This is a genomic window from Salinisphaera sp. Q1T1-3 (assembly GCF_003602005.1).
In the GTDB taxonomy this organism is placed as follows: domain Bacteria; phylum Pseudomonadota; class Gammaproteobacteria; order Nevskiales; family Salinisphaeraceae; genus Salinisphaera.
The window spans coordinates 70,343-89,102 of record NZ_QZWD01000008.1 but is presented as its reverse complement, the minus strand read 5'-3'; the positions used below and the strand labels follow the sequence as shown (position 1 = coordinate 89,102).

The 18,760-nt window shown below is 64.4% G+C and carries 16 protein-coding genes; 8 read left to right on the top strand and 8 right to left on the bottom strand.

What is annotated here, in order from left to right:
- Nucleotides 1–23 precede the first annotated feature (23 nt).
- Nucleotides 24–1,229 (top strand): MFS transporter, encoded by a 1,206-nt coding sequence (locus tag D3260_RS09275; protein ID WP_120098319.1) that lies wholly within the window; start codon nucleotides 24–26, stop codon nucleotides 1,227–1,229.
- A gap of 496 nt (nucleotides 1,230–1,725) precedes the next feature.
- The gene (pdxY, locus tag D3260_RS09270; protein ID WP_120098318.1) at nucleotides 1,726–2,613 is read left to right on the top strand and encodes a pyridoxal kinase PdxY; all 888 of its coding nucleotides are present in this window, start codon (nucleotides 1,726–1,728) and stop codon (nucleotides 2,611–2,613) included.
- A gap of 17 nt (nucleotides 2,614–2,630) precedes the next feature.
- On the opposite strand, the gene D3260_RS09265 is transcribed toward pdxY, so the two are convergent.
- The 3 genes from D3260_RS09265 to D3260_RS09255 all read right to left on the bottom strand — a co-directional run bounded on the left by D3260_RS09265 (nucleotide 2,631) and on the right by D3260_RS09255 (nucleotide 4,850).
- On the bottom strand, nucleotides 2,631–3,380 hold the full coding sequence (locus D3260_RS09265) for an IS5 family transposase (protein WP_120098317.1): 750 nt from the start codon (nucleotides 3,378–3,380) through the stop codon (nucleotides 2,631–2,633).
- A 91-nt stretch (nucleotides 3,381–3,471) separates the two neighbouring features.
- The gene (murI, locus tag D3260_RS09260) at nucleotides 3,472–4,296 is read right to left on the bottom strand and encodes a glutamate racemase (protein ID WP_120098316.1); all 825 of its coding nucleotides are present in this window, start codon (nucleotides 4,294–4,296) and stop codon (nucleotides 3,472–3,474) included.
- On the bottom strand, nucleotides 4,293–4,850 hold the full coding sequence (locus tag D3260_RS09255; protein ID WP_120098315.1) for a PadR family transcriptional regulator: 558 nt from the start codon (nucleotides 4,848–4,850) through the stop codon (nucleotides 4,293–4,295). Before D3260_RS09255 ends, murI begins: the two co-directional genes overlap by 4 nt.
- A 75-nt stretch (nucleotides 4,851–4,925) precedes the next feature.
- On the opposite strand from D3260_RS09255, the gene D3260_RS09250 reads away from it, so the two are divergent.
- Nucleotides 4,926–5,594: a hypothetical protein gene (locus tag D3260_RS09250; RefSeq protein WP_120098314.1), complete on the top strand. Its 669-nt coding sequence runs from the start codon at nucleotides 4,926–4,928 to the stop codon at nucleotides 5,592–5,594.
- Between the two features lie 541 nt (nucleotides 5,595–6,135).
- On the opposite strand, the gene D3260_RS09245 is transcribed toward D3260_RS09250, so the two are convergent.
- The gene (locus tag D3260_RS09245) at nucleotides 6,136–6,414 is read right to left on the bottom strand and encodes a hypothetical protein (RefSeq protein ID WP_120098313.1); all 279 of its coding nucleotides are present in this window, start codon (nucleotides 6,412–6,414) and stop codon (nucleotides 6,136–6,138) included.
- Nucleotides 6,415–6,655: 241 nt separating this feature from the next.
- On the opposite strand from D3260_RS09245, the gene D3260_RS09240 reads away from it, so the two are divergent.
- The gene (locus tag D3260_RS09240; protein WP_120098312.1) at nucleotides 6,656–7,744 is read left to right on the top strand and encodes a C45 family peptidase; all 1,089 of its coding nucleotides are present in this window, start codon (nucleotides 6,656–6,658) and stop codon (nucleotides 7,742–7,744) included.
- A 28-nt stretch (nucleotides 7,745–7,772) separates the two neighbouring features.
- On the opposite strand, the gene D3260_RS09235 is transcribed toward D3260_RS09240, so the two are convergent.
- Complete coding sequence (locus tag D3260_RS09235; RefSeq protein WP_120098311.1) at nucleotides 7,773–8,801, bottom strand: DNA topoisomerase IB; 1,029 nt, start codon at nucleotides 8,799–8,801, stop codon at nucleotides 7,773–7,775.
- A 212-nt stretch (nucleotides 8,802–9,013) separates the two neighbouring features.
- Here D3260_RS09235 and D3260_RS09230 point away from each other — a divergent pair, with 212 nt between their 5' ends.
- On the top strand, nucleotides 9,014–12,577 hold the full coding sequence (locus D3260_RS09230) for a S41 family peptidase (RefSeq protein ID WP_120098310.1): 3,564 nt from the start codon (nucleotides 9,014–9,016) through the stop codon (nucleotides 12,575–12,577).
- A 398-nt stretch (nucleotides 12,578–12,975) separates the two neighbouring features.
- A complete protein-coding gene (locus D3260_RS09225) occupies nucleotides 12,976–13,392 on the top strand; it encodes a hypothetical protein (RefSeq protein WP_120098309.1) in 417 nt (138 codons plus the stop codon).
- 51 nt (nucleotides 13,393–13,443) lie between these two features.
- On the opposite strand, the gene D3260_RS09220 is transcribed toward D3260_RS09225, so the two are convergent.
- Together D3260_RS09220 and D3260_RS09215 are read right to left on the bottom strand one after the other, a co-directional pair.
- A complete protein-coding gene (locus D3260_RS09220; RefSeq protein WP_120098308.1) occupies nucleotides 13,444–14,271 on the bottom strand; it encodes a mechanosensitive ion channel family protein in 828 nt (275 codons plus the stop codon).
- Between the two features lie 18 nt (nucleotides 14,272–14,289).
- Complete coding sequence (locus D3260_RS09215; protein ID WP_147418153.1) at nucleotides 14,290–15,480, bottom strand: hypothetical protein; 1,191 nt, start codon at nucleotides 15,478–15,480, stop codon at nucleotides 14,290–14,292.
- Nucleotides 15,481–15,592: 112 nt separating this feature from the next.
- Here D3260_RS09215 and D3260_RS09210 point away from each other — a divergent pair, with 112 nt between their 5' ends.
- Nucleotides 15,593–15,862 (top strand): DksA/TraR family C4-type zinc finger protein, encoded by a 270-nt coding sequence (locus D3260_RS09210; RefSeq protein ID WP_120098306.1) that lies wholly within the window; start codon nucleotides 15,593–15,595, stop codon nucleotides 15,860–15,862.
- Between the two features lie 27 nt (nucleotides 15,863–15,889).
- On the opposite strand, the gene D3260_RS09205 is transcribed toward D3260_RS09210, so the two are convergent.
- Entirely contained in the window at nucleotides 15,890–16,780 is an 891-nt protein-coding gene (locus D3260_RS09205) for a LysR family transcriptional regulator (protein ID WP_120098305.1), read from the bottom strand.
- 490 nt (nucleotides 16,781–17,270) lie between these two features.
- On the opposite strand from D3260_RS09205, the gene D3260_RS09195 reads away from it, so the two are divergent.
- A complete protein-coding gene (locus D3260_RS09195; protein ID WP_120098402.1) occupies nucleotides 17,271–18,758 on the top strand; it encodes a SulP family inorganic anion transporter in 1,488 nt (495 codons plus the stop codon).
- Nucleotides 18,759–18,760 lie beyond the last annotated feature (2 nt).

The window sequence follows — 18,760 nt, the reverse complement described above, 5'->3', positions numbered from 1 at the left end:
CTCGTCCTTCTTGTCTTTTGCTTATGCCCAATCGAGTTCTCCAGGTGCTGGTTTTCATCGCGCTGGCGACCGGCGGTTTCGCGATCGGCACGACCGAATTCGGAACCATGAGTCTCCTGCCGCTGATCCAGCAGGCCTTTTCCATCAACGAATCCACGGCAAGCCACATCATCAGTGCGTACGCGCTGGGTGTAGTGGTCGGAGCGCCGATCATCACCGTCTTGGCGGCACGGATCTCGCGAAAGCCGCTGCTGGTCGGGCTGATGGCTGTCTTCGCCATCGGCAACGGCCTGTCGGCGCTGGCCCCGAGCTATCCGTGGCTCGTGGTCTTTCGCTTCATCAGTGGACTGCCGCACGGCGCCTATTTCGGACTGGCCTCGCTGGTGGCCGCATCCATTGTCAAACCGCATCGCCGCACGCAGGCCGTCGGTTACGTCATGCTCGGTCTGACGCTGGCGACCATCCTCGGTGTGCCGGCCGCGACGTGGCTGGCCAATATCACCGACTGGCGTGCCGGGTACTGGTCCGTGACGGCCATCGCGCTGGCAGCCTGCCTGCTCATCGTCATCTTCGCGCCGTATCAGGGCGCACATGGAGATGCGCATCCGCTGCGCGAGCTGTCCGCGCTGGCGCGGCCCAACGTGTGGCTGACGTTATCCATCGGGGCGATCGGCTTCGGCGGTGTGTTCGCTGTCTACACATATCTGACGACCACACTGTCCAACGTCACGCACATGTCTGCGCAATGGGCGCCGGTGGTACTCGGCGTGTTCGGTGTGGGCATGACGGTCGGCAACATGGTCATTCCGCGCTTTGCCGACCGGGCACAGATGCCCACGGCCGGCGCGATGCTGGTCTGGTCGATGCTCGCGCTGCTGGCATTCCCGCTGGCCAGCCATAACGCCTGGACCGTGACGCTGGATGTATTCTTGATCGGTATCAGCGTGTCGCTGGCGGCCATTCTGCAGACCCGGCTGATGGATGTGGCCGGCGACGCCCAGAATCTGGCGGCCGCGCTCAATCACGTGGCTTTCAATGCCGCGAACGCGCTGGGCCCGTTTCTGGCCGGCGTTGTGCTCGCCTACGGCTACGGCGCGGAAGTCGCCGGCTATGTCGGGGCGGCGCTATGTGTCGGCGGCCTGATCATGTGGGCGATCACCTGGGCTTATGACAAGCGCACCGGGCACGATCCGCATCCGGATAGTCGCTCGTCGGTGACCAATCACTAGGGCCTGTCAACACGTCCCGCGTGCGCGGCGCCGGCGCTCATTTTTTTGCAAGACAAGGCATCGGGGCGTACGGCCGTCATTCGGGCGTCGCGAACGACAACGCCGGATTGCGCAAAATGACCGCCGTCCCGTCGGGCGGCAACGCGGTCACGTGTGAAGTGTTATTAATCCGGTACCCAAACAGCTGACGACGTCAGCTGTTTTCAACGCCATCGAAAGAAACGCCGGCCCTTGTCCGTCTTTTTATTTTCAATGGCTTCACGGCCGTTGGCCGTGGCGCGCGTGCTGTCGCTCACGCGCGTTATCAACCCGAAAAATCATCTATTTTTATGCCGGGTTGATAACAGGTCCTATGCGAGACGGTGAGACACCGCAGCGCGTGGTCGGTGGTTTATCAAGGACAGCTGGCCGGTCGGTATGACCGCCTTGCTGGCCAGGCGCTGCGGTCGAGGCGCATCATGCGCATCGACATGATCGTGTTCGGGGAGCTGCAGCGATGAGCGAAATTCTGTCGATACAGAGCCACGTGGCCCATGGTTATGTCGGCAACCGGGCCGCGGTGTTTCCGTTGCAACGTCTGGGATGGGACGTCACGGCGATCAACACCGTGCAATTCTCGAACCACACCGGCTACGGCGCGTTCACCGGTGAGGTGTTCTCGCCGGCCCATCTGGCGGACGTGCTCGCCGGCATCGAGTCCCTGACCGGGTTTCGGGATGTGGCCGCGCTGCTGACCGGTTACATGGGCGACGAGAACACCGGCGAGGTCACCCTCGATGCGCTGCGTCGTATTCGGGCCGCGGCGCCGGAGGCGCTGTATTGCTGTGACCCGGTGATGGGGGATACCGGGCGAGGTTTCTTCGTCCGGCCCGGTATTCCGGAATGGATGCGTGCTCGGGCGCTGCCGGCAGCCGATATCGTCACGCCGAATCAGTTCGAGCTCGCCTGGCTTGCCGATCAGCCGGTGACCACGCGGGCCGAAGCGCTGGCAGCCACGGCGGCGCTGCGCGGAACCGGGCCGGCCGTCGTGCTCGTGACCTCGCTGGCGGTCGAGGACACGCGTCCCGAGCGGATCGCGATGCTGGTCGATACCGCCGAGGGCAGCTGGCGTGTCTCGAGCCCGCGGATCGGCTTCGATATTGCGCCCAACGGCGCGGGCGATTTCACGGCCGCCGTGTTTCTCGCCGGCTGTCTCGATGCGGGCTTGGGCGGTGATGGTCCGGCCCGGGCGCTGGCTCGCACGGCGGCGGCCGTTGAAGCGCTGTTTTCCGCGACACAGGCGGCAGGTACGCGAGAACTGGCCCTGATCGGGGCCCAGGATGCCGTTGCCGCGGCGGTGCGAGCACCGGCAGGGACGTCTATTGCCATCGAGCGACTCCGCTAGGGCCTGTTGATGTTTCATTACATGGGCAGCCAGAGCAGAGCACATGCCATGGCGACGACCGCGTCGTAGTGCGCCTTTAATTTATCGAAGCGACAAGCGATCGCACGGTACTGTTTGAGCCGTGCAAACGCGTTCTCGACGAGATGTCGATAACGGTATAAACCGCGATCGAAGTCTGGATTGGCTCGCTTGGAATGACGCCGGCGCGGAATGACCGGCCGACTGGATCGGGTCTGGATCGCTGCGCGGACTCGATGACTGTCATAGCCTTTATCGGCGATCATGATGTCAACGCGAGGTATCGCGTCGACCCGGCTCGGCCCGATCGAACAATCGTTGATCTGACCGCCGGTGATCTCGAAGGTGATCGGCAAGCCGTAGGCATCCACGGCCAATTGAATCCTGGTCGTGCGCCCGGCGCGACTGGGGCCGATCGCCTGCGGCTGACCGCCGCTAGCCCCGGCACTGTGCTGGTGGGCCTTGGTATAGCTGCCATCCATAAAGGCCCATTCGAGATCGGGGTCGACGATGCACGCACGGAAAATACGCCGCCACTTGCCACTGGCTACCCAGGCTCGAAAACGCTGATAAATCGTAGTCCACGGCCCGAAGGCCGGCGGCAGGTCGCGCCATGGGCATCCGACCCGCATACGGTAGCGCATGCCCTCGACTGTTTGCCGCAATCGGGGCTTGTCGTCAATCGACTCAGCCAGCAGTATCTGTCTGAGCTTCGTCCAGAGCTTTTCTGAGCGCATCTGGCGGGCCATGGCGAACTCGTTTTGAAGCGGGGGTGGAATACCGCAACAATGCGAGTTCGCCATTCTATTTCAATCGCTTATGGCGAAACCTCAACAGGGCCTAGAATCGTTTGGCTGGCGCCAGATCGAAGGACGCGAGCGCGCCCGTCAGATCGCGGCATTCCGCGAGCCCGCCGGTGGTCAGCGTGAGGCCAGTCGCGGCCCGGTCGGGCCACGGCTGACCGGCGGTCAAGGCGGCACAACGGGCCGCGATGCCGGCGGCGCCGTCGACGAACGTCAGCGGATGTGGCGCGTCGCGTTGCAAGGCTTCGGCCACCAGTGGAAAGTGCGTACAAGCCAGTACGACGGTATCCATGGCGTCGCCGCCGGGCTGTTGGATCAACGACGCGAGCGCGTCGCGGGGCGCGGTCTCGTCCGCGGGCTGGCCGCGTAGACGCGCCTCAGCGTAGTCGACGAGCGCCGGTGCGCCGTGGCGCAGCACTGTGCAGGATCCGGCAAAGCGAGCGGTCAGATCGTCGACGTAGCGCTGGCGCACCGTGGCCGCGGTTCCCAGGATGCCGATCACGCCGCGCCGAGTGCTGCCCGCGGCCGGCTTGATCGCCGGGACCGTGCCCACGATCGGCACGTGCAATGCTTCCCGAACGGCTGCCAGCGTAATGGTGGATGCCGTATTGCAGGCGATGACAATCAACCGCGGCGCATGACGCTCGGCCAGGCGGCCGAGCAGCGCCGGCACACGGGCCAGCAGCACCGATTCGGATTGTTCGCCGTAGGGATAGGCGGCCCGATCCATGACATAGACCAGCGGTGCCTGCGGCAGCGTCGCGCGGATCGCCTTGACCACCGACAGCCCGCCGACGCCGGAGTCGAAGACGACGATCGGCGCACCGGCGGCGACCGTCCGGTCGGTGCCTCGTGCGTTCATGTCGCGGCGCCGCCGACCAGCAGATCACGGGTTTCGATCAGCCAGTCGCGATAGGCGAGGGCAGCGCTCAGGCCGCGCGTCAACGACAGATAGAGCACCGCATGACGGTTCAGCGGCCCGGTCGCCAGCGGCGGGGGCGGGTCGTAATGACGGGCGACGATATCGCGATAGGCGGCCAACCGGGCCTCGACATCTGCCAACTGACGGTCGAATTCCGCCATCAGGCTGTCGGGTGGTACGGCGGGCGCGGCCAGCAGCTTGAGCAATACCGGCTCGCGCGGGCGGTGTGGCGGTAACGGCGTGTCGACCCACGCCGCGAGTGCGCTCAGACCGGACTCGGTAATGGCATAGCGTCGCGCATCGGGCCGGTCCGCGTGGGGTTCGGCTGTGTCGCCGAGCCAGCCCCAGCCGGCCATCTCGCGCAATTCCCGGTAGATCTGTTGATGACGCGCCGACCAGAAATGGCCCACCGAGGCGTCGAACAAGCGAGCGATCTCATAACCGGTCATGGGCTCGTGTACGAGCAGGCCGAGCACGGCATAGCGTAGTGACATATGCCGATTGTTGCATATCAAGGATAGCTGACGTAATGATATTCAACAAAGTGCATATCCGGCCGAGGCGACGCGATGATCATCCTGCTCTGGATTCATATCCTGTCCGGCTCAGTGGCCTTCGCGGGTCTGACGGTCGCGCTCGGGGCGGGCAAGGGACGACGCGGGCATCGGCTGGCAGGGCGAACCTACGGTGCGGCCATGGCGATCTCGCTCATGGCTGCCGTCGGGCTGTCGATTGTGCTGCCGAGTCTGTTTCTCGGGACGATCGCGATATTCACGGCTTATATGGTCGCCACCGGCATCCGGCTCGCGGCTTGTCGAGAGCAACGGATCGGCACATCCGAATATCTGCTGGCCGCCGTGGCCGCGCTCAACGGCGCTTTGATGATCGGGTACGGTATCTGGCTCGGGTGGCACGGCGCACCGCTCGGCGTCGTCATGGGCGTATTCGGCATGCTTGCCGGTGGTATCGCGGCAGGGGATCTGGTGCGATCCCAATGGCCGATAGGGGCCGAGCGTATCGTGCTGCATCTCGGCCGTATGGGCGGTTCGGCCATTGCCACGTCGACTGCTGTCTTGGTGGTCAACATGCCCGCTCATTTCGAACCGGCCTGGCTGCCCTGGCTGGCACCGACCGTCATCGGCACACCATTCATCGCCTGGGAAAGTGCCCGCCGTCTGCGTGCCCAGGTGCGATCCCCTGTGCGATTCACCGGCGCGAAATCGATCGTCGGATCATGAGCGCGATAGCATGGCGTACTTTGCGTCGCGGGCGCCGGGCGCGTGACGAGGCATGGCCTCGATTGCGACGATCGCTATTTGTCGCCCAGTGCCGCGCGGCGGGCCGTTGCGCGAGCACGGGCCGCCCACACCAAGCTGCCTTTCTCGGGTCATGCCGCGACGCCGAGGTATCGCGACATCAGCACCCTGCCATAGTCGCTGTCGGTCGTTTTCGATGGCCGACGATGCCGTGGCTGCGGCCTTGGGGCCTGTTGATGTTTCGTGCGAGTCCGCGCCAAGTGCGCCCTGAAATTGACGATGGGCGGCAAGACGAGGCATAGCACGCATAGCGTGTCATGCTGAGCCAGTGTGCTGGAACGCTGGATTGCCGCCGTGTTTTTGATTTTGGGGCACTTGTCCCGAAGGGTTGGGCCACAAATCCCGCCCGGCGGCGTTGCGAGCCTTGATCGTGGCACGCCACGATCGGCAACTCGCACCTTGCAGGACACGATTGGCGGTCCCCAACGCGGCGCTCGAACGAAACATCAATAGGCCCTAGTGGCTATTCCGGGTACCAGCTGATCGTCATCGCGAAGGTTTCGCGGTTATGGCAGCGATCGTCCACCCGGAATCCGCGCTTCTCGAAATGTCGCTTGATTCGGGCCAGGTCCTCGGCGTCGATGTTGCTGCGCGACAGGAACGCCACGGTGTGACCGCGATGCTTGTTCGAGGCTTCTCGAATGGCATCGTTGAGGGCCTGAACGGCCTCGGCCGGGCCGTCGCTGGCAGTGCACATGTTGGCTCGGGCCTGTTCTGCATCGATCGCGGTTTGCGTAAACATGACCGTTCCTCCACTCCCAATTGGTCGCTGTCATTGGCCGGTGACAGTTATGTTGCGCGGGCATGAGAGTGCTTGACAATTAGCCAAAATGCGTACGCTGCGGTGTTTCGCGGTCGTGGTGGGAGCGGGATGAAAACGAAAGCGAATCGTGCGATGAATGGACAGGTCATATCCTCGCGATCCTGCTCATGCGCATCCCTGTGGCCCGAACCCGCATTGCTTTCTCCGGCGGGCGTAGGTCGTGATTCCGGAGCGACTTCAGATCGGCGGCACGCCGGCAGCCATGGGCCGAACCCACGGGAGTGCCTATCGTGATGATATCGCGCGGTTTGCCGCCGAGCGTGTGGCCGCCGCCGGGGATGCACGATGGATCGGCACGGATGTGAGCCGGGCTGACGTCCTGGCACTGGCCGAAGCCTGCCTGCCGGCCCATCACGATTATGCACCGGCGTTATTCACCGAGCTCGCGGCCCTGGCCGAGGCGGCGGGCCTGTCGACGGCCGAGGCGCTGATCGTCAGCGGGTTCACCGATTTTCTCGATACGGCCCATGCCGTGTTCGGTGCCGGCGCCGCGCCAGCGTCGCCGACGGCCGATCAATGCACGGCGATGATGGTGCCGCCGCAGCGTTCGGCAACGGGTGGCCCGTTGTTCGCCCAGACCTGGGACATGCACGAGAGCGCAACGGCACACGTGGTGATGCTCGATGGCCGGCCGGACGACGCGCCGCGTTTCAAGCTCTTCACGAGCCGTGGTTGTCTCGGCATGATTGGTATGAATGAGGCCGGTATCACCGTCGGTATCAACAATCTGTCCGGTGCCGACGGCCGACATGGCGTGACGTGGAACTTCGTCGTGCGCGAGGTGCTTGCCGGGACGACGTTCGCCGCGGCGCGTCGGGCCCTGGATCGGGCACCGTTGGCCGGCGCGCACAATTATCTGCTCATGGCGCCGTCGGGCGAGGGGATCAACGTCGAGGCCACGGCAACGACGCGGGTTGTCACAACGCTGACGGACACACCGATCGTGCACACCAACCACTGCATGGCCGAGGCGACCCGGCGCCATGAGCGCCAGCGACTGGCCGCATCGCAGCGCAGCAGCAGCCGACGATTGGCCCGCGCGCAGTCGTTACTGGCGGATTCGCCATCGATCACGATCGATACGCTGGCCGCCATCACGCGCGATACGAACGATATCTGTTATCCGCCGACGCCGCTGTACGGCATGACGACCTGTGGGGCGGTGCTGGCCGACCCCACGGCGCGTCGTCTGTGGGCGCTACGCGGGCGCCCCAGCGAGCAGCGCTATCACGGTTTCGATGTCGACTGACTCGGCCGGCCGGACATGCCGCAGACAGTCAGCAGCTTGACACCTCGTTCGCCGCCTTCGACAAGCGCTCATCGAGCATGGCAAGCACCAAGCGCTCCTCGGGCCCGGCCAGTTCGTCCCGGGCGCGTTCGTTTTCAACGAGTTCGGCGAAGTGGCGCAGCGTGCGGCCATCCAGATAATGAGTGATGACCTGCGGATGGATATAACTCTCGCGCGCGATGGCCGGCGTGTTGCCCAGATGCGCAGCAACCCTCTTGACGGCCGCGACGACGTTTTTCTGTCGGCTATTGTCGTCGTCGCCGGGGCCGATCTCGTCGAGTGCGAGGGCGGCCAGCGAGGTCCCTGCCCAGGTCCGGAAATCCTTGGCCGAGAATGCATCGCCCATGACGTCATGGATATAGTCGTTCAGATCGGCCGAGTCCACGTCGATGCGTTGGCCGTTGGTGTCGTAATACTTGAAGATTTCGTAGCCCGGGAGGTCGTCGAGTTCGGCGACGATCCGGGCCAGGCGGGCATCGGCCACTTCGCGATGCTGTTGCTTGCCTGATTTGCCCTGATAATCGAAGACCAGCGTGTCGCCCTCGATCGACAGATGCTTGGAGCGCATCGTGGTCAGGCCGTATGACGCGTTCTCCGCGGCATACCGCGCGCTGCCAGGGCGAAAGTAGGCCGTATCGATCAGCCGGACCATACAGGCGAGCACGCACTCGCGGCTGTGATCCTCGCGCGCCAGATGCTGCCCGGTCGCCCGGCGCATGGTCGGCAGCCGGTGGGCGAAATCCAGCAGGCGATCGAACTTCGCCGCATCGCGCTCGGCGCGCCAGTTTTCGTTGTAGATGTACTGCTTGCGTCCAGCCGTGTCGCGGCCGCTGGCATGAACCCGGGCATCGCGTTCGAGCGTGATTTCCACGTCTCGCCAGGCCGGCGGAATCGCCAGCGACTTGATCCAGCGTCGCAGGCGGCGGTCGGCAAGCGTACAGCCGTCGGGATATCGATACGTGAAACCGCGCCCGCAGCGGTGGCGGGTCAGGTATCGCGTGTCATGGGTTGTCGTCATCGGGCCTTTGGCTGGCGAGCAATCATGATCGTTCTACGTGCATCAAACGTTAGCGGTTTCTGAACTTTTATGTTGCATGATGCATCCGAATGAGGCGCCGGGGGCGCCGGCCCGCGGGATCACGCCGATATCCCGGTGTGATGCCGCTGGCGTGCTTTTTGCTGCCCGAACGGATTCTGCGATCCGACAGGCGATTGGTTTGAGGGGATGTTATGACGTTCGGTAACAAGTGGCGTGTGGTATGTCTGGCGGTCTTGCTGGCCCCGATGACCGCGTGGGCCGGGACAGCGCCAGCTGCCGGCGATCCGTCGTCGGCGCCGCCGCCGCCCTTGATGCGGTATCCCACGGTGCACGGGCAGACTGTCGTCTTCGAAGCCGGGGGCAATCTCTGGAAAACCACCACCCACGGCGGCACGGCCGTGCAGTTGACCGACGATCCCGGTTTCGACGAAGACGCCCATTTTTCCCCGGACGGGCGCTGGGTCGCCTTCACCGGTCGCTATCAGGGCAATACGGATGTCTATGTCGTGCCGGCCCAGGGCGGCCGGGTGCATCGTCTGACCTTTCATTCGATCAATCAGACGCCGGACGGCAGTGGCCAGCTCCAGACCAGTGACGACAACCGTGTCGTCGGCTGGACGCCCAAGGGGGATCGGATCGTTTTCCTGTCGCGGCGTGCAAGCTTCAACCCGCAGGTCATGCATGCCTATACGGTACCGGTCGGCGGCGGACTGCCGACGCGGCTGCCGGTTCCATGGACCGGGCCACTGTCCTTCGGCGCCAATGATCACACGATCGCCTACAACCAGCTCGCCAACGCCTATCGGCCGTTTCACAGAAAACAGTATTACGGTGGCCAGGCACAGGATATCTGGACGTTCGACTTCAAGGCCGGCAAGAGTCATCGCATCACCCACTGGAAGGGCGCCGATGTCTGGCCGATGTGGGCCGGCGACCGGATCTATTTCCTGTCGGACCGCGGCGCTGATCATATCCGCAATCTCTGGGTGTACTCGCAGAAGACCGGCCATTTTCGCCAGCTGACTCATTTCGATACCTACGATATCGACTTCCCGACGCGCGGCGGCCATCAGATCGTCTTCTCCAACGGTGGCGATCTCTATCTCTACGACACGAATCGCCACAGCCTGTCGAAGCTCGACGTCCAGGTGCCGCTGGACGGCAAGGCACGGCTGCCGTACTGGGCCGGCATCGCCGGCCATATCGACGACGCAGCACTGGCGCCCAATGGTCATCTCGCGGTCTTTTCAGCGCGTGGCGCGTTGTTCAGCGTGCCGGCCCAGTACGGCAGCGCCGAAACGTTGACCCACGATGCGGCGGCCGATGATCGCGATCCGGCCTGGTCGCCCGACGGGCAATCGATCGCCTTCATTCGGTCCAAGGGGGATCACCAGGGCATCTATGTCCGTCCGGCCGCGGGTTCCGGACCGGCCCGACAACTGGTCGATGCCGACAAGCTGAGCGTGCACGGCCCGTTGTCGTGGAGTCCGGACAGCAAGAAGCTGACCTATGTCGATGCCGATCAACGGCTGTGGCTGGTCGATGCGGCATCCGGCAAGTGCACGAAGATCGCGCGCGATCCGAGCGCCACCCGTGGCAATTTCACGGATCTGAGCTGGTCGCCGGGCAGCGACTGGCTCACGTTCTCCAAACCGATCGAAGACAAGCGCGGCAATGCGACGCTGCCCGGCCAGCGCGCCATCTATCTCTATCACGTTACCGATAGCAAGCTGACGCGGCTGGGCAGCGGCCAGTACAGCGATTCGGATCCGGTGTTCACCGACGATGGCAAATACTTGCTGTTCGTTTCGGCGCGGATCGTCAATCCCACGTTGTCCAACTTCGACGAGATCGTGGCCGGGCTGAAGAGCGACGGGCTGTATGCCGCCACACTGAAAAAGGGAACCGCGTCCCCGATCGCACCTCGAGTGCGATCGGCCACGGCCGCCGACGCCCAGACCGATGCCTCGAAGACGGCTGACGACAAGAACGCCGACGGGTCTGACAGGAACGCGGGCGACAGCAGCGCGAACGATCACGCGTCCGGCGAGACGCCGTCCGGCCAGCGCGCCAAGCCCAAGCACGCGGGCGGTCCCGGGTCGAAACCGCTGGTCATCGACGTCGATCATCTGATGGATCGCGCCGTGCGCTTGCCGGTGCCGGATGCCGATATCTCGCACGTGGCCGAAGCCGACGGCGTGGTGTATTACACGACCGAGCCCAGCCAGACGATCGATGGCCCGTTGGCCGGCGAGAAGTCACAGCTGCGGGCCTACGACATGGACAAGCGCAAGGATCTGACGCTTGCGAGCGAGATTTCGCATTTCGCCATGTCAGCCGATGGCAGCACGCTGCTCTACCAGCACAGCGGCGACTGGCTCACGCGGCCGGCCGCCTTCAAGAAGAACCCGGGCGGCGATGCGATCAACCATATCGACGTGGCCAAGGCCCAGCGTCGCGTCGACCCCGTACCCGAGTGGCATACGGCCTACGGCGAGGCGATGCGTGACGTCCGCGACTATTTTCTCAACCCGGTCTATATCGCCAAGATCTGGCCCGCCATCGATGCTCGCTATCGGCGCCTGCTCGATCGCGCGGCCACCCGGCATGATGTGGACTGGCTCATCGCCAACGCCATGGGTTCGCCCGGCGAGAGCCATATGTACGTGCGTTCGGGCGACGAGAACTGGACGACGGCCCACGATGCCACGGCCGATCTGGGCGTGCGTTTCGCGCTCGACAAGTCGTCCGGGCGTTATCGCATCGCGCGTATATTCCACGGCGACAACACCGTGCCGGGATACACCGCGCCGCTCAGCCAGCCGGGCCTGAACGTCCAGTCCGGCGATTATGTGCTTGCGATCGACGGCCAGCGGTTGGCGGCGCCGACCAATCCGTATCGTCTGCTGCAAGGCACCTACGGCCAGACGATCACGCTGAAGGTGGCCTCGAAGCCGGACGGCAGCGACGCCCACGTCATTCACGTCGACCCCATCGCCAATGCCGAGAAACTGCATCTGCTGGCCTGGATCCGGCACAACCGCGAAGTCGTGAACCGCGAATCCGATGGCCAGATCGGCTATGTCTATCTCGAAGACATGGAAGCCGAGGGCATGCGTGAATTCGTGCGCCAGTACTACAGCCAGCAGCACAAGAAAGCGATCATCTTCGACGATCGCTGGAACCTCGGTGGGTTCATCGATCCGATGCTCTTCGACCGCATCGATCGTCAGCTCAACGGCATGTTCACCAATCGTTATCGCGCGGTGAACCCCACGCCCAACGCGCCCATGGGATACATGGCGGCGCTGATCAATCGTGGTTCGGCCTCCGACGGCGACATCTTCGCCTACATGTTCAGGGCCGATCATCTCGGTCCGACCATCGGGACACGTACCTGGGCCGGCGTGCGCGGCTATGACGGCCCCTTCGATCTGCTCGGCGGCGGTGCGCTCGTCATTTCCGACAACGGCATGTACGACGACAAGGGGCAGTGGAACGTCGAGAACGTCGGGGTATCGCCCGATGTACCGGTGCGCAACCGGCCGGAGGATCTCAACGCCGGCCACGATGCGCAGCTGGACAAGGCGGTACAGCTGATGCGGTCCCGTATCGCCGAACATCCGAAGACCTATCCGCAGGCCCCGGACTGGATGCCGGCTTTCCCGCCACAGCCTGACTACCCGGCCTGTGGGACGCCGGACGTCGGCGAGGGCGCCTGCGACTGGCCTTCGGGCGGCACGAAATCATCCTAGGGTCTGTTGATGTTTCGTGCGCGCGCCTTTTCGTCGAGAGGCCGCAGCGTGTCCGGCAAGGCGCGAGTCGCCGATCGTGGCGTGCCACGATCAAGGCTCGCAACGCCGCCGGGCGCCCATCGTCGATTTTTCATGGGCGGCCCAACCCGAAGGGACAAGCGCCCCAAAATCAAGAACACGACGGCAATCCAGCGTTGTCGCCCGCGGGTGCAGAATGACGGCACGGCGCGCAGGACGCCTCGTCTTGCCGCCCATCGTCAATGTCAGGGCGCGCTTGGCGCGGACTCGCAGGACACTTCAACACGCCCTGGAGTGAAGCCAAAACTGTGCTATGACTGATCTGGTGTATCGGTTGGCGGTTGGCGTCGGCCGAACCATCATCACGAGGGAGTGCAGTCATGCTCAGACAAAGTGCTGTCGTATTGTCGGTCGTGCTGGCCGCCAGCGGCCTGGCATTCGCCCAGTCCGGGGATGATCCAGCGTCGTCCGGGAAGAAAGCCCCGCCCGAGCCGGGCCACCATCATCCGCATCCGCCGATGCCCGGCCCGAGTCTTCAGGGCAAGGGATTCGTGTTGGACATGGGCCACGGGCACCGTTTGCAGGTCCAGTGTGGCGACGAGCCGATGAAGGGCTGTCTGGATGCCGTGCGGCCGCTGATCGCACGGCTTGGCCCGCCGCCGGCGGGTGCGAAGCCCGGCCAGCGCCAGCCGAAGCCACAACAGGGCCAGGGTCAGAGGCAAGGACAAAACCCGGAACAGTCGTCCTCGCAATCCTCGGGCGCGGCCGATAGCGGATCGGACGGCGATAACACCTGACGACGGCGTCGCCGGGCGGCTTGAATCGCCCGGCGATCCGAATGCCGCGATTCACCCGGTCGGTGCTTCCACGCCGGCCGGTGTCGTGATCGGGCGGGCGCCCGCTGCGGCCAGGGCACGCTTGCCACGACCCGTCAGATCGCTGATGAAGACGAACTGGTCCCGCATTTCGAACGGATAGGCCCGTATCTTGTAGTGCGTCCCCCAGGGCGTTTCCTTCAGCACCACGACGATGGGTTTGTCGTAGTCGAGATAAGCGCTCGTCAAGGCCACGTCGTGAAGCGCGGCCCGTACGGCCGCGGCATCGTGTTCGGGCGCAACGTAGAAATCGGTCACGCACTGGAGAGTGCGTGCACCGTCGTTGCTGTTGACGATGTTCGAAGTCCAGATCGTGTCGTGCGGCACCGTGACCATGTCGTCGTCGGCGGTGTTGATCGACACCGCGCGTAGCCCGACGTTGATGACCTCGCCGTAGTCGTCACCGAAACGCACCCAGTCGCCCGGCCGGTAGGGGCGCTCGAAGATCGCCACGATGCCGGCGATCAGGCTAGAGACATAATCCTTGAAGGCGAAACCGATCGCCACGCTTGCCGCCCCCGCGATCACCAGGAAGTTCTGGAACGTGACGTTGAAGATCAGGGGGATGATCCAGCAGATCGCGATGACCAGCAGCCCGAGTCGGGCGATGGGCACCGTACCGAGCAGGATCAGCCGCGTCTGGCTGGGTCCGCGTTCGGCCAGATAGGGCAGCAGACGACGCGCCAGATAAATCGCCAGCCAGGTGCCGAGCACGATCAATGCGATCTTGACGAAATTGATGTTGCTGAGGCTGTAGATCAGTTGATCGGCCTTCTGCTTGGTCGTGTTCATGTCCGCCATGCGATGTCCCGTGCGTGATCAGAGTGCCGCGATCGGAAAGCCGGCCGTGGTCAGGCCGGCTCGAATCGCCGGGTAGGCTGCCGGCGCGCAGGCCAGACGCCCGTCCTCGTGGCGTGTGACGATACCGGCGGCGACGAGCGCGGGCAGTCGTTGCATGGCCTGCGTGATCGGCAGGACTGCGCGCAGCAGATCGGGCGTCAGGGCGCCGTGTATGAGCAACGCGTGCAGCAGGAACAGGGTGTCGTCGTTGTCGGCGCCGGGCAGGGAGAATTCCTCGAGGGCGATCACCCAGAGGGTTTGTTCGTCGGCGTCGCTCACCGCCGCCGGGGCATCGTGCGCGTCATCCTCGGGATCGATGCGACGGCGCAGGCTGCGGCGCCACAGGCGCCAGGCGACCCAGGGTATGCCGCGGCTGCGGGCCGCCAGGCTGATCAGCATTTCATGCGGCTCATCCTGTGCATCGAGTGCCATGATGTCGTCGCCGCTGCGGGCATCGCGAAAGCACACGGGGCCGTGTTCGGCGCCCTGCGAAATCTCGTTGAACCAGGCGCGCAGGCGATGGGCATCGAACGCCTGGAACGTCTCGGCCGGGCCGAGCACGGCATCGGCGGCCACCGCGCGGCTCAGATACTGCCAGGCCCAGCTGTTACAGCCGATCAGGACGTGACGATCCAGCCGGTCGAGCGTGTCGAGCAGCTGTCGGAGAGTGTCCAGACCGTGTGTGTGACGGACGAACCAGTCTTCCAGCGCTGGAATGACCAGCAGCCCGTCGCCGCGCACGTCGGGCAACGGCGCGCCGCCCGGCGTCAGAAGCTCGCTGCGGGGCGGCGGGGTGAGTCGGGCATGCCCGGCTGTCTCGGCCCAAGCGGCCACGATGTGGTTGCGATCGCCCGGCGGCAGGACGAATAGCCGCTTGCGACGGGCCGGCGTCTCCTCGGCCAGCCAGTCCGCGAGACTGGCATCGATCTCGGCCAGCAACGGTCCGCAGGCCGGCGGCGAGGCGACATCATCCAGCATGTCGAGGGTGGAGCGTCGCAGCCGATCGTCGGTGATCATCGGGGCCGGTGGCTTGCGCCGGAACAACTCCCGTGCCCGGGTCAACCAGGTTTGTAGTGAATCCCGCGTGGGGGTGGCCGGCACGCAATAGTCGGCCAGCGGCGTGAACGGGGCGGCGTCACGCACACCGGTGTCCTCGTCTGAATCTGACATGGCATCGGCATCGCCGGGTGATGCCATCGATTATAGACATTGTGAATGGCTTGCAAGCGTGCGGCGTGAGCGGCATGTTGGTCTAGCAAACCGCAATCAATGGTGATGCGAGATGGCCAGCGGCTGGGCACAGGAAGGCGGCGTACAGGAACAGATCGATGCCACGATCGACGAAGGCGTGGCGGCGGCGCGTGCCCGGCTGGCCGCCGCCAGTCCGAGCCTGACGCATTGCGAGGATTGCGAAGAGCCGATTCCCGAGCGGCGCCGCGAACTCGTACCGGGCGTGCGTCGCTGCGTGGCCTGTCAGGCCGAGGCCGATGCCCATGACGCCCGTCAGGGCGGCGTCAACCGGCGTGCCAGCAAGGACAGCCTGTTGCGTTGAAGTGACCGCCCGGTCGGCGACCGGGTGTCATGGCGATCGTGTGGCGAAAGCGCCTTGCAGGCTCGATACCAGCGCCTGCCCGGCCGAGGCGAGGGCCGGGCGGGCCAGCAGCCCGATGCCGGTCGGTGCCATGGCCGGTAGCTCATCGCGTACGACCAGCGGCGCGGCCACGAGCCGGGCTGGCAGGGCGGCGACCGCCAGATCGGCGCTGGCCGCTGCGCTCTGACCGGTGCCGCTTTCGCTCGAATAGGCGATTCGATAATCGATATCCGCGGCATCGAGTGCGGCAAGCGCGCTGTGGCGCCAGGCGCAACCGGTATGGGCCAGGGCCAGCGGCAAGGGCCGTGCATGCAGGGCCCGGCTGTCGATCGGTGCTGCCCAGACCATCGGCTCGTGACTGATGATCGCGCCGGCCGCGACCGACAGATCGTCGTTGCCGACGCAGACCAGCGCGACATCCAGCGTGCCGTCGTCAATACGCGCAGCCAGGCCGCGACTGCCCGCCGCGATGACTTGAACCTGCACGCCGGGATGTGAAAGTGCCAGCCGGCGCAAGGTCGGCGTCAGACCGATACGTGCCAGATCGTCCGGCAGTCCCAGAGACACCGCGCCGGTCACCGGCGGATCGAGAAAAGCACTGACGGCTTCCGCGTTGAGCGCGAGCAGGCGACGGGCGTACGGCAGCAGACGCACGCCGTGCTCGGTGACCGTGACTCGCCGCGCCCCCCGTACGAATAGCGTCTGGCCGAGCGTGGTTTCCAGACCCTTGATCTGCATGCTCAAGGCTGCCGGCGTGCGATGCACCTCGCGCGCGGCAGCCGTGAAACTGCCGGTATCGGCGATCGTCACGAAACTGCGCAATACGTCGCTGTCGAGAGTCGGCAGCCGAGACGGCGGCGCGTGAGGAGGCGTCTCCATGGCATTGTGTATTCAAATATTCTGAATGCCGAATTTATATCTTTTAGATTTTCTTATCCACGAACGCGTCGCAGTGTCGAGTCTCGGCTTCAAGACGACAGACACGCCATGTGCCCACGCGACCGGAATCATTGTGATCGGCCCGCGCCGCAGCCCACGCTCTGCATGCCCGCCATGCCGCCGCTCGGCCTGTTTGACGCCTGGCGTCGCTGGCGCAGGAGGCGGCGGTGTCGCCGCGAGATACAGGCGTTACTGACCCTTGATGACCGTCATCTGGCCGATCTCGGCCATACCCGGGCAGGGCTCGCCGCCGCCGCATCGGCGACCGGGGCCAACGACAATCCCTGTCGATGGCTGACGGCATCGGGTTGGTGTGATCGGTCCCATTCCTGTTAAGGTGCTCCTCGATCGCAGCGTCTACCGCGCGATCATTCCCGAACGATCATCGACACGCCGCGTCGGGTGTGGCTATTTGTGCTGGAACGAATCAATGCTGCAACTGATACGAGAACACTGGTTATCCAATATTCGCGCTGACGTGCTGTCCGGCATTGTCGTGGCACTGGCGCTCATTCCCGAGGCGATCGCATTCTCGATCATTGCGGGCGTGGATCCGAAGGTCGGGCTCTATGCCTCCTTCGCGATCTGTGTGGTGATTTCGTTCACCGGCGGCCGTCCGGCGATGGTCTCGGCGGCGACCGGATCGATGGCACTCGTGCTCGTGACCGTCGTGGCGCAGTACGGGCTGGATATGATGCTCGCCACCACGCTGGCCACCGGCGTGTTCCAGATCCTGGCAGGCGTGTTCCGGCTGGGTAACCTGATGCGGTTTGTTTCCCGCTCGGTGGTCACGGGCTTCGTCAACGCCTTGGCGATTCTCATCTTCATGGCACAGCTGCCCGAACTGACCGATGTGTCGTGGATTGTCTACGCGATGTGCGCGGCCTCGCTGGCGATCATCTATCTGTTTCCTTATATCCCGTTTGTCGGGCGTCTGCTGCCCAGCCCGCTGGTCGCGATCCTGGTGATGACCGGTATCTATATGGCCAGCGGTTTCCATATCCATACGGTCGGGGATATGGGTGAGCTGCCGGACAGCCTGCCGCATCTGCTGATTCCGCATGTCCCGCTCACGCTGGAGACGCTGTCGGTGATCGTCCCCTACGGCCTGATGCTCACCGTGGTCGGCCTCATGGAGTCGATGATGACGGCCACGATCGTCGATGATCTGACTGATACCGGCTCCAACAAAAACCGCGAATGCGCCGGCCAGGGCATGGCCAATATCGTCACCGGCTTTCTCGGCGGCATGGCCGGTTGCGGCATGATCGGCCAGACTGTGATCAACGTGAAATCCGGCGGGCGCACCCGGCTGTCGACGCTCACCGCGGGCGTGACGCTGCTGATCATGGTGGTGTTTCTTTCGAAATGGGTCGGTCAGATCCCGATGGCCGCGCTCGTGGCCGTGATGATCATGGTCTCGATCGGCACCTTCTCCTGGGAGTCGATCCGCGATCTGCCCAAGCATCCGCTATCGACCAATATCGTGATGATCACGGTCGTCGCCGTGGTGGTTGCCACTGGCAACCTCGCGATCGGGGTATTCGTGGGCGTGCTGCTTTCGGCTCTGTTCTTCGCCAACAAGGTCGGGCGTCTGCTCTATATCGACAGCCATCTGAGCGAGGGCGATACGCGACGCGTCTACGAGATTACCGGCCAGGTGTTCTTCGCCTCCGCGACCAGCTTCCGGCATGCCTTCGATTTCAACGAGGCCTTGCCGCGCGTGACGATCGATGTGCATCGTGCCCATTTCTGGGATATCTCGGCCGTCGAGGCACTGGATCGTGTGGTGTTGCGGTTCCGTCGCGAGGGCACCGACGTCGATATCGTCGGCATGAACGAAGCCAGCCGCACGCTGGTCGACAAGGTGGCGGTGCACGACAAGCCGGATGCCGAAAAACTACTCGAAAACGGATGATT

Bases quoted from the DNA above. Each gene is read 5' to 3' on its own strand.
- D3260_RS09275 (WP_120098319.1), top strand. From the start codon at position 24: ATGCCCAATCGAGTTCTCCAGGTGCTGGTTTTCATCGCGCTGGCGACC.
- pdxY (WP_120098318.1), top strand. From the start codon at position 1,726: ATGAGCGAAATTCTGTCGATACAGAGCCACGTGGCCCATGGTTATGTC.
- D3260_RS09265 (WP_120098317.1), bottom strand. From the start codon at position 3,380: ATGGCCCGCCAGATGCGCTCAGAAAAGCTCTGGACGAAGCTCAGACAG.
- murI (WP_120098316.1), bottom strand. From the start codon at position 4,296: ATGAACGCACGAGGCACCGACCGGACGGTCGCCGCCGGTGCGCCGATC.
- D3260_RS09255 (WP_120098315.1), bottom strand. From the start codon at position 4,850: ATGTCACTACGCTATGCCGTGCTCGGCCTGCTCGTACACGAGCCCATG.
- D3260_RS09250 (WP_120098314.1), top strand. From the start codon at position 4,926: ATGATCATCCTGCTCTGGATTCATATCCTGTCCGGCTCAGTGGCCTTC.
- D3260_RS09245 (WP_120098313.1), bottom strand. From the start codon at position 6,414: ATGTTTACGCAAACCGCGATCGATGCAGAACAGGCCCGAGCCAACATG.
- D3260_RS09235 (WP_120098311.1), bottom strand. From the start codon at position 8,801: ATGACGACAACCCATGACACGCGATACCTGACCCGCCACCGCTGCGGG.
- D3260_RS09230 (WP_120098310.1), top strand. From the start codon at position 9,014: ATGACGTTCGGTAACAAGTGGCGTGTGGTATGTCTGGCGGTCTTGCTG.
- D3260_RS09225 (WP_120098309.1), top strand. From the start codon at position 12,976: ATGCTCAGACAAAGTGCTGTCGTATTGTCGGTCGTGCTGGCCGCCAGC.
- D3260_RS09220 (WP_120098308.1), bottom strand. From the start codon at position 14,271: ATGGCGGACATGAACACGACCAAGCAGAAGGCCGATCAACTGATCTAC.
- D3260_RS09215 (WP_147418153.1), bottom strand. From the start codon at position 15,480: ATGTCAGATTCAGACGAGGACACCGGTGTGCGTGACGCCGCCCCGTTC.
- D3260_RS09210 (WP_120098306.1), top strand. From the start codon at position 15,593: ATGGCCAGCGGCTGGGCACAGGAAGGCGGCGTACAGGAACAGATCGAT.
- D3260_RS09205 (WP_120098305.1), bottom strand. From the start codon at position 16,780: ATGGAGACGCCTCCTCACGCGCCGCCGTCTCGGCTGCCGACTCTCGAC.
- D3260_RS09195 (WP_120098402.1), top strand. From the start codon at position 17,271: ATGCTGCAACTGATACGAGAACACTGGTTATCCAATATTCGCGCTGAC.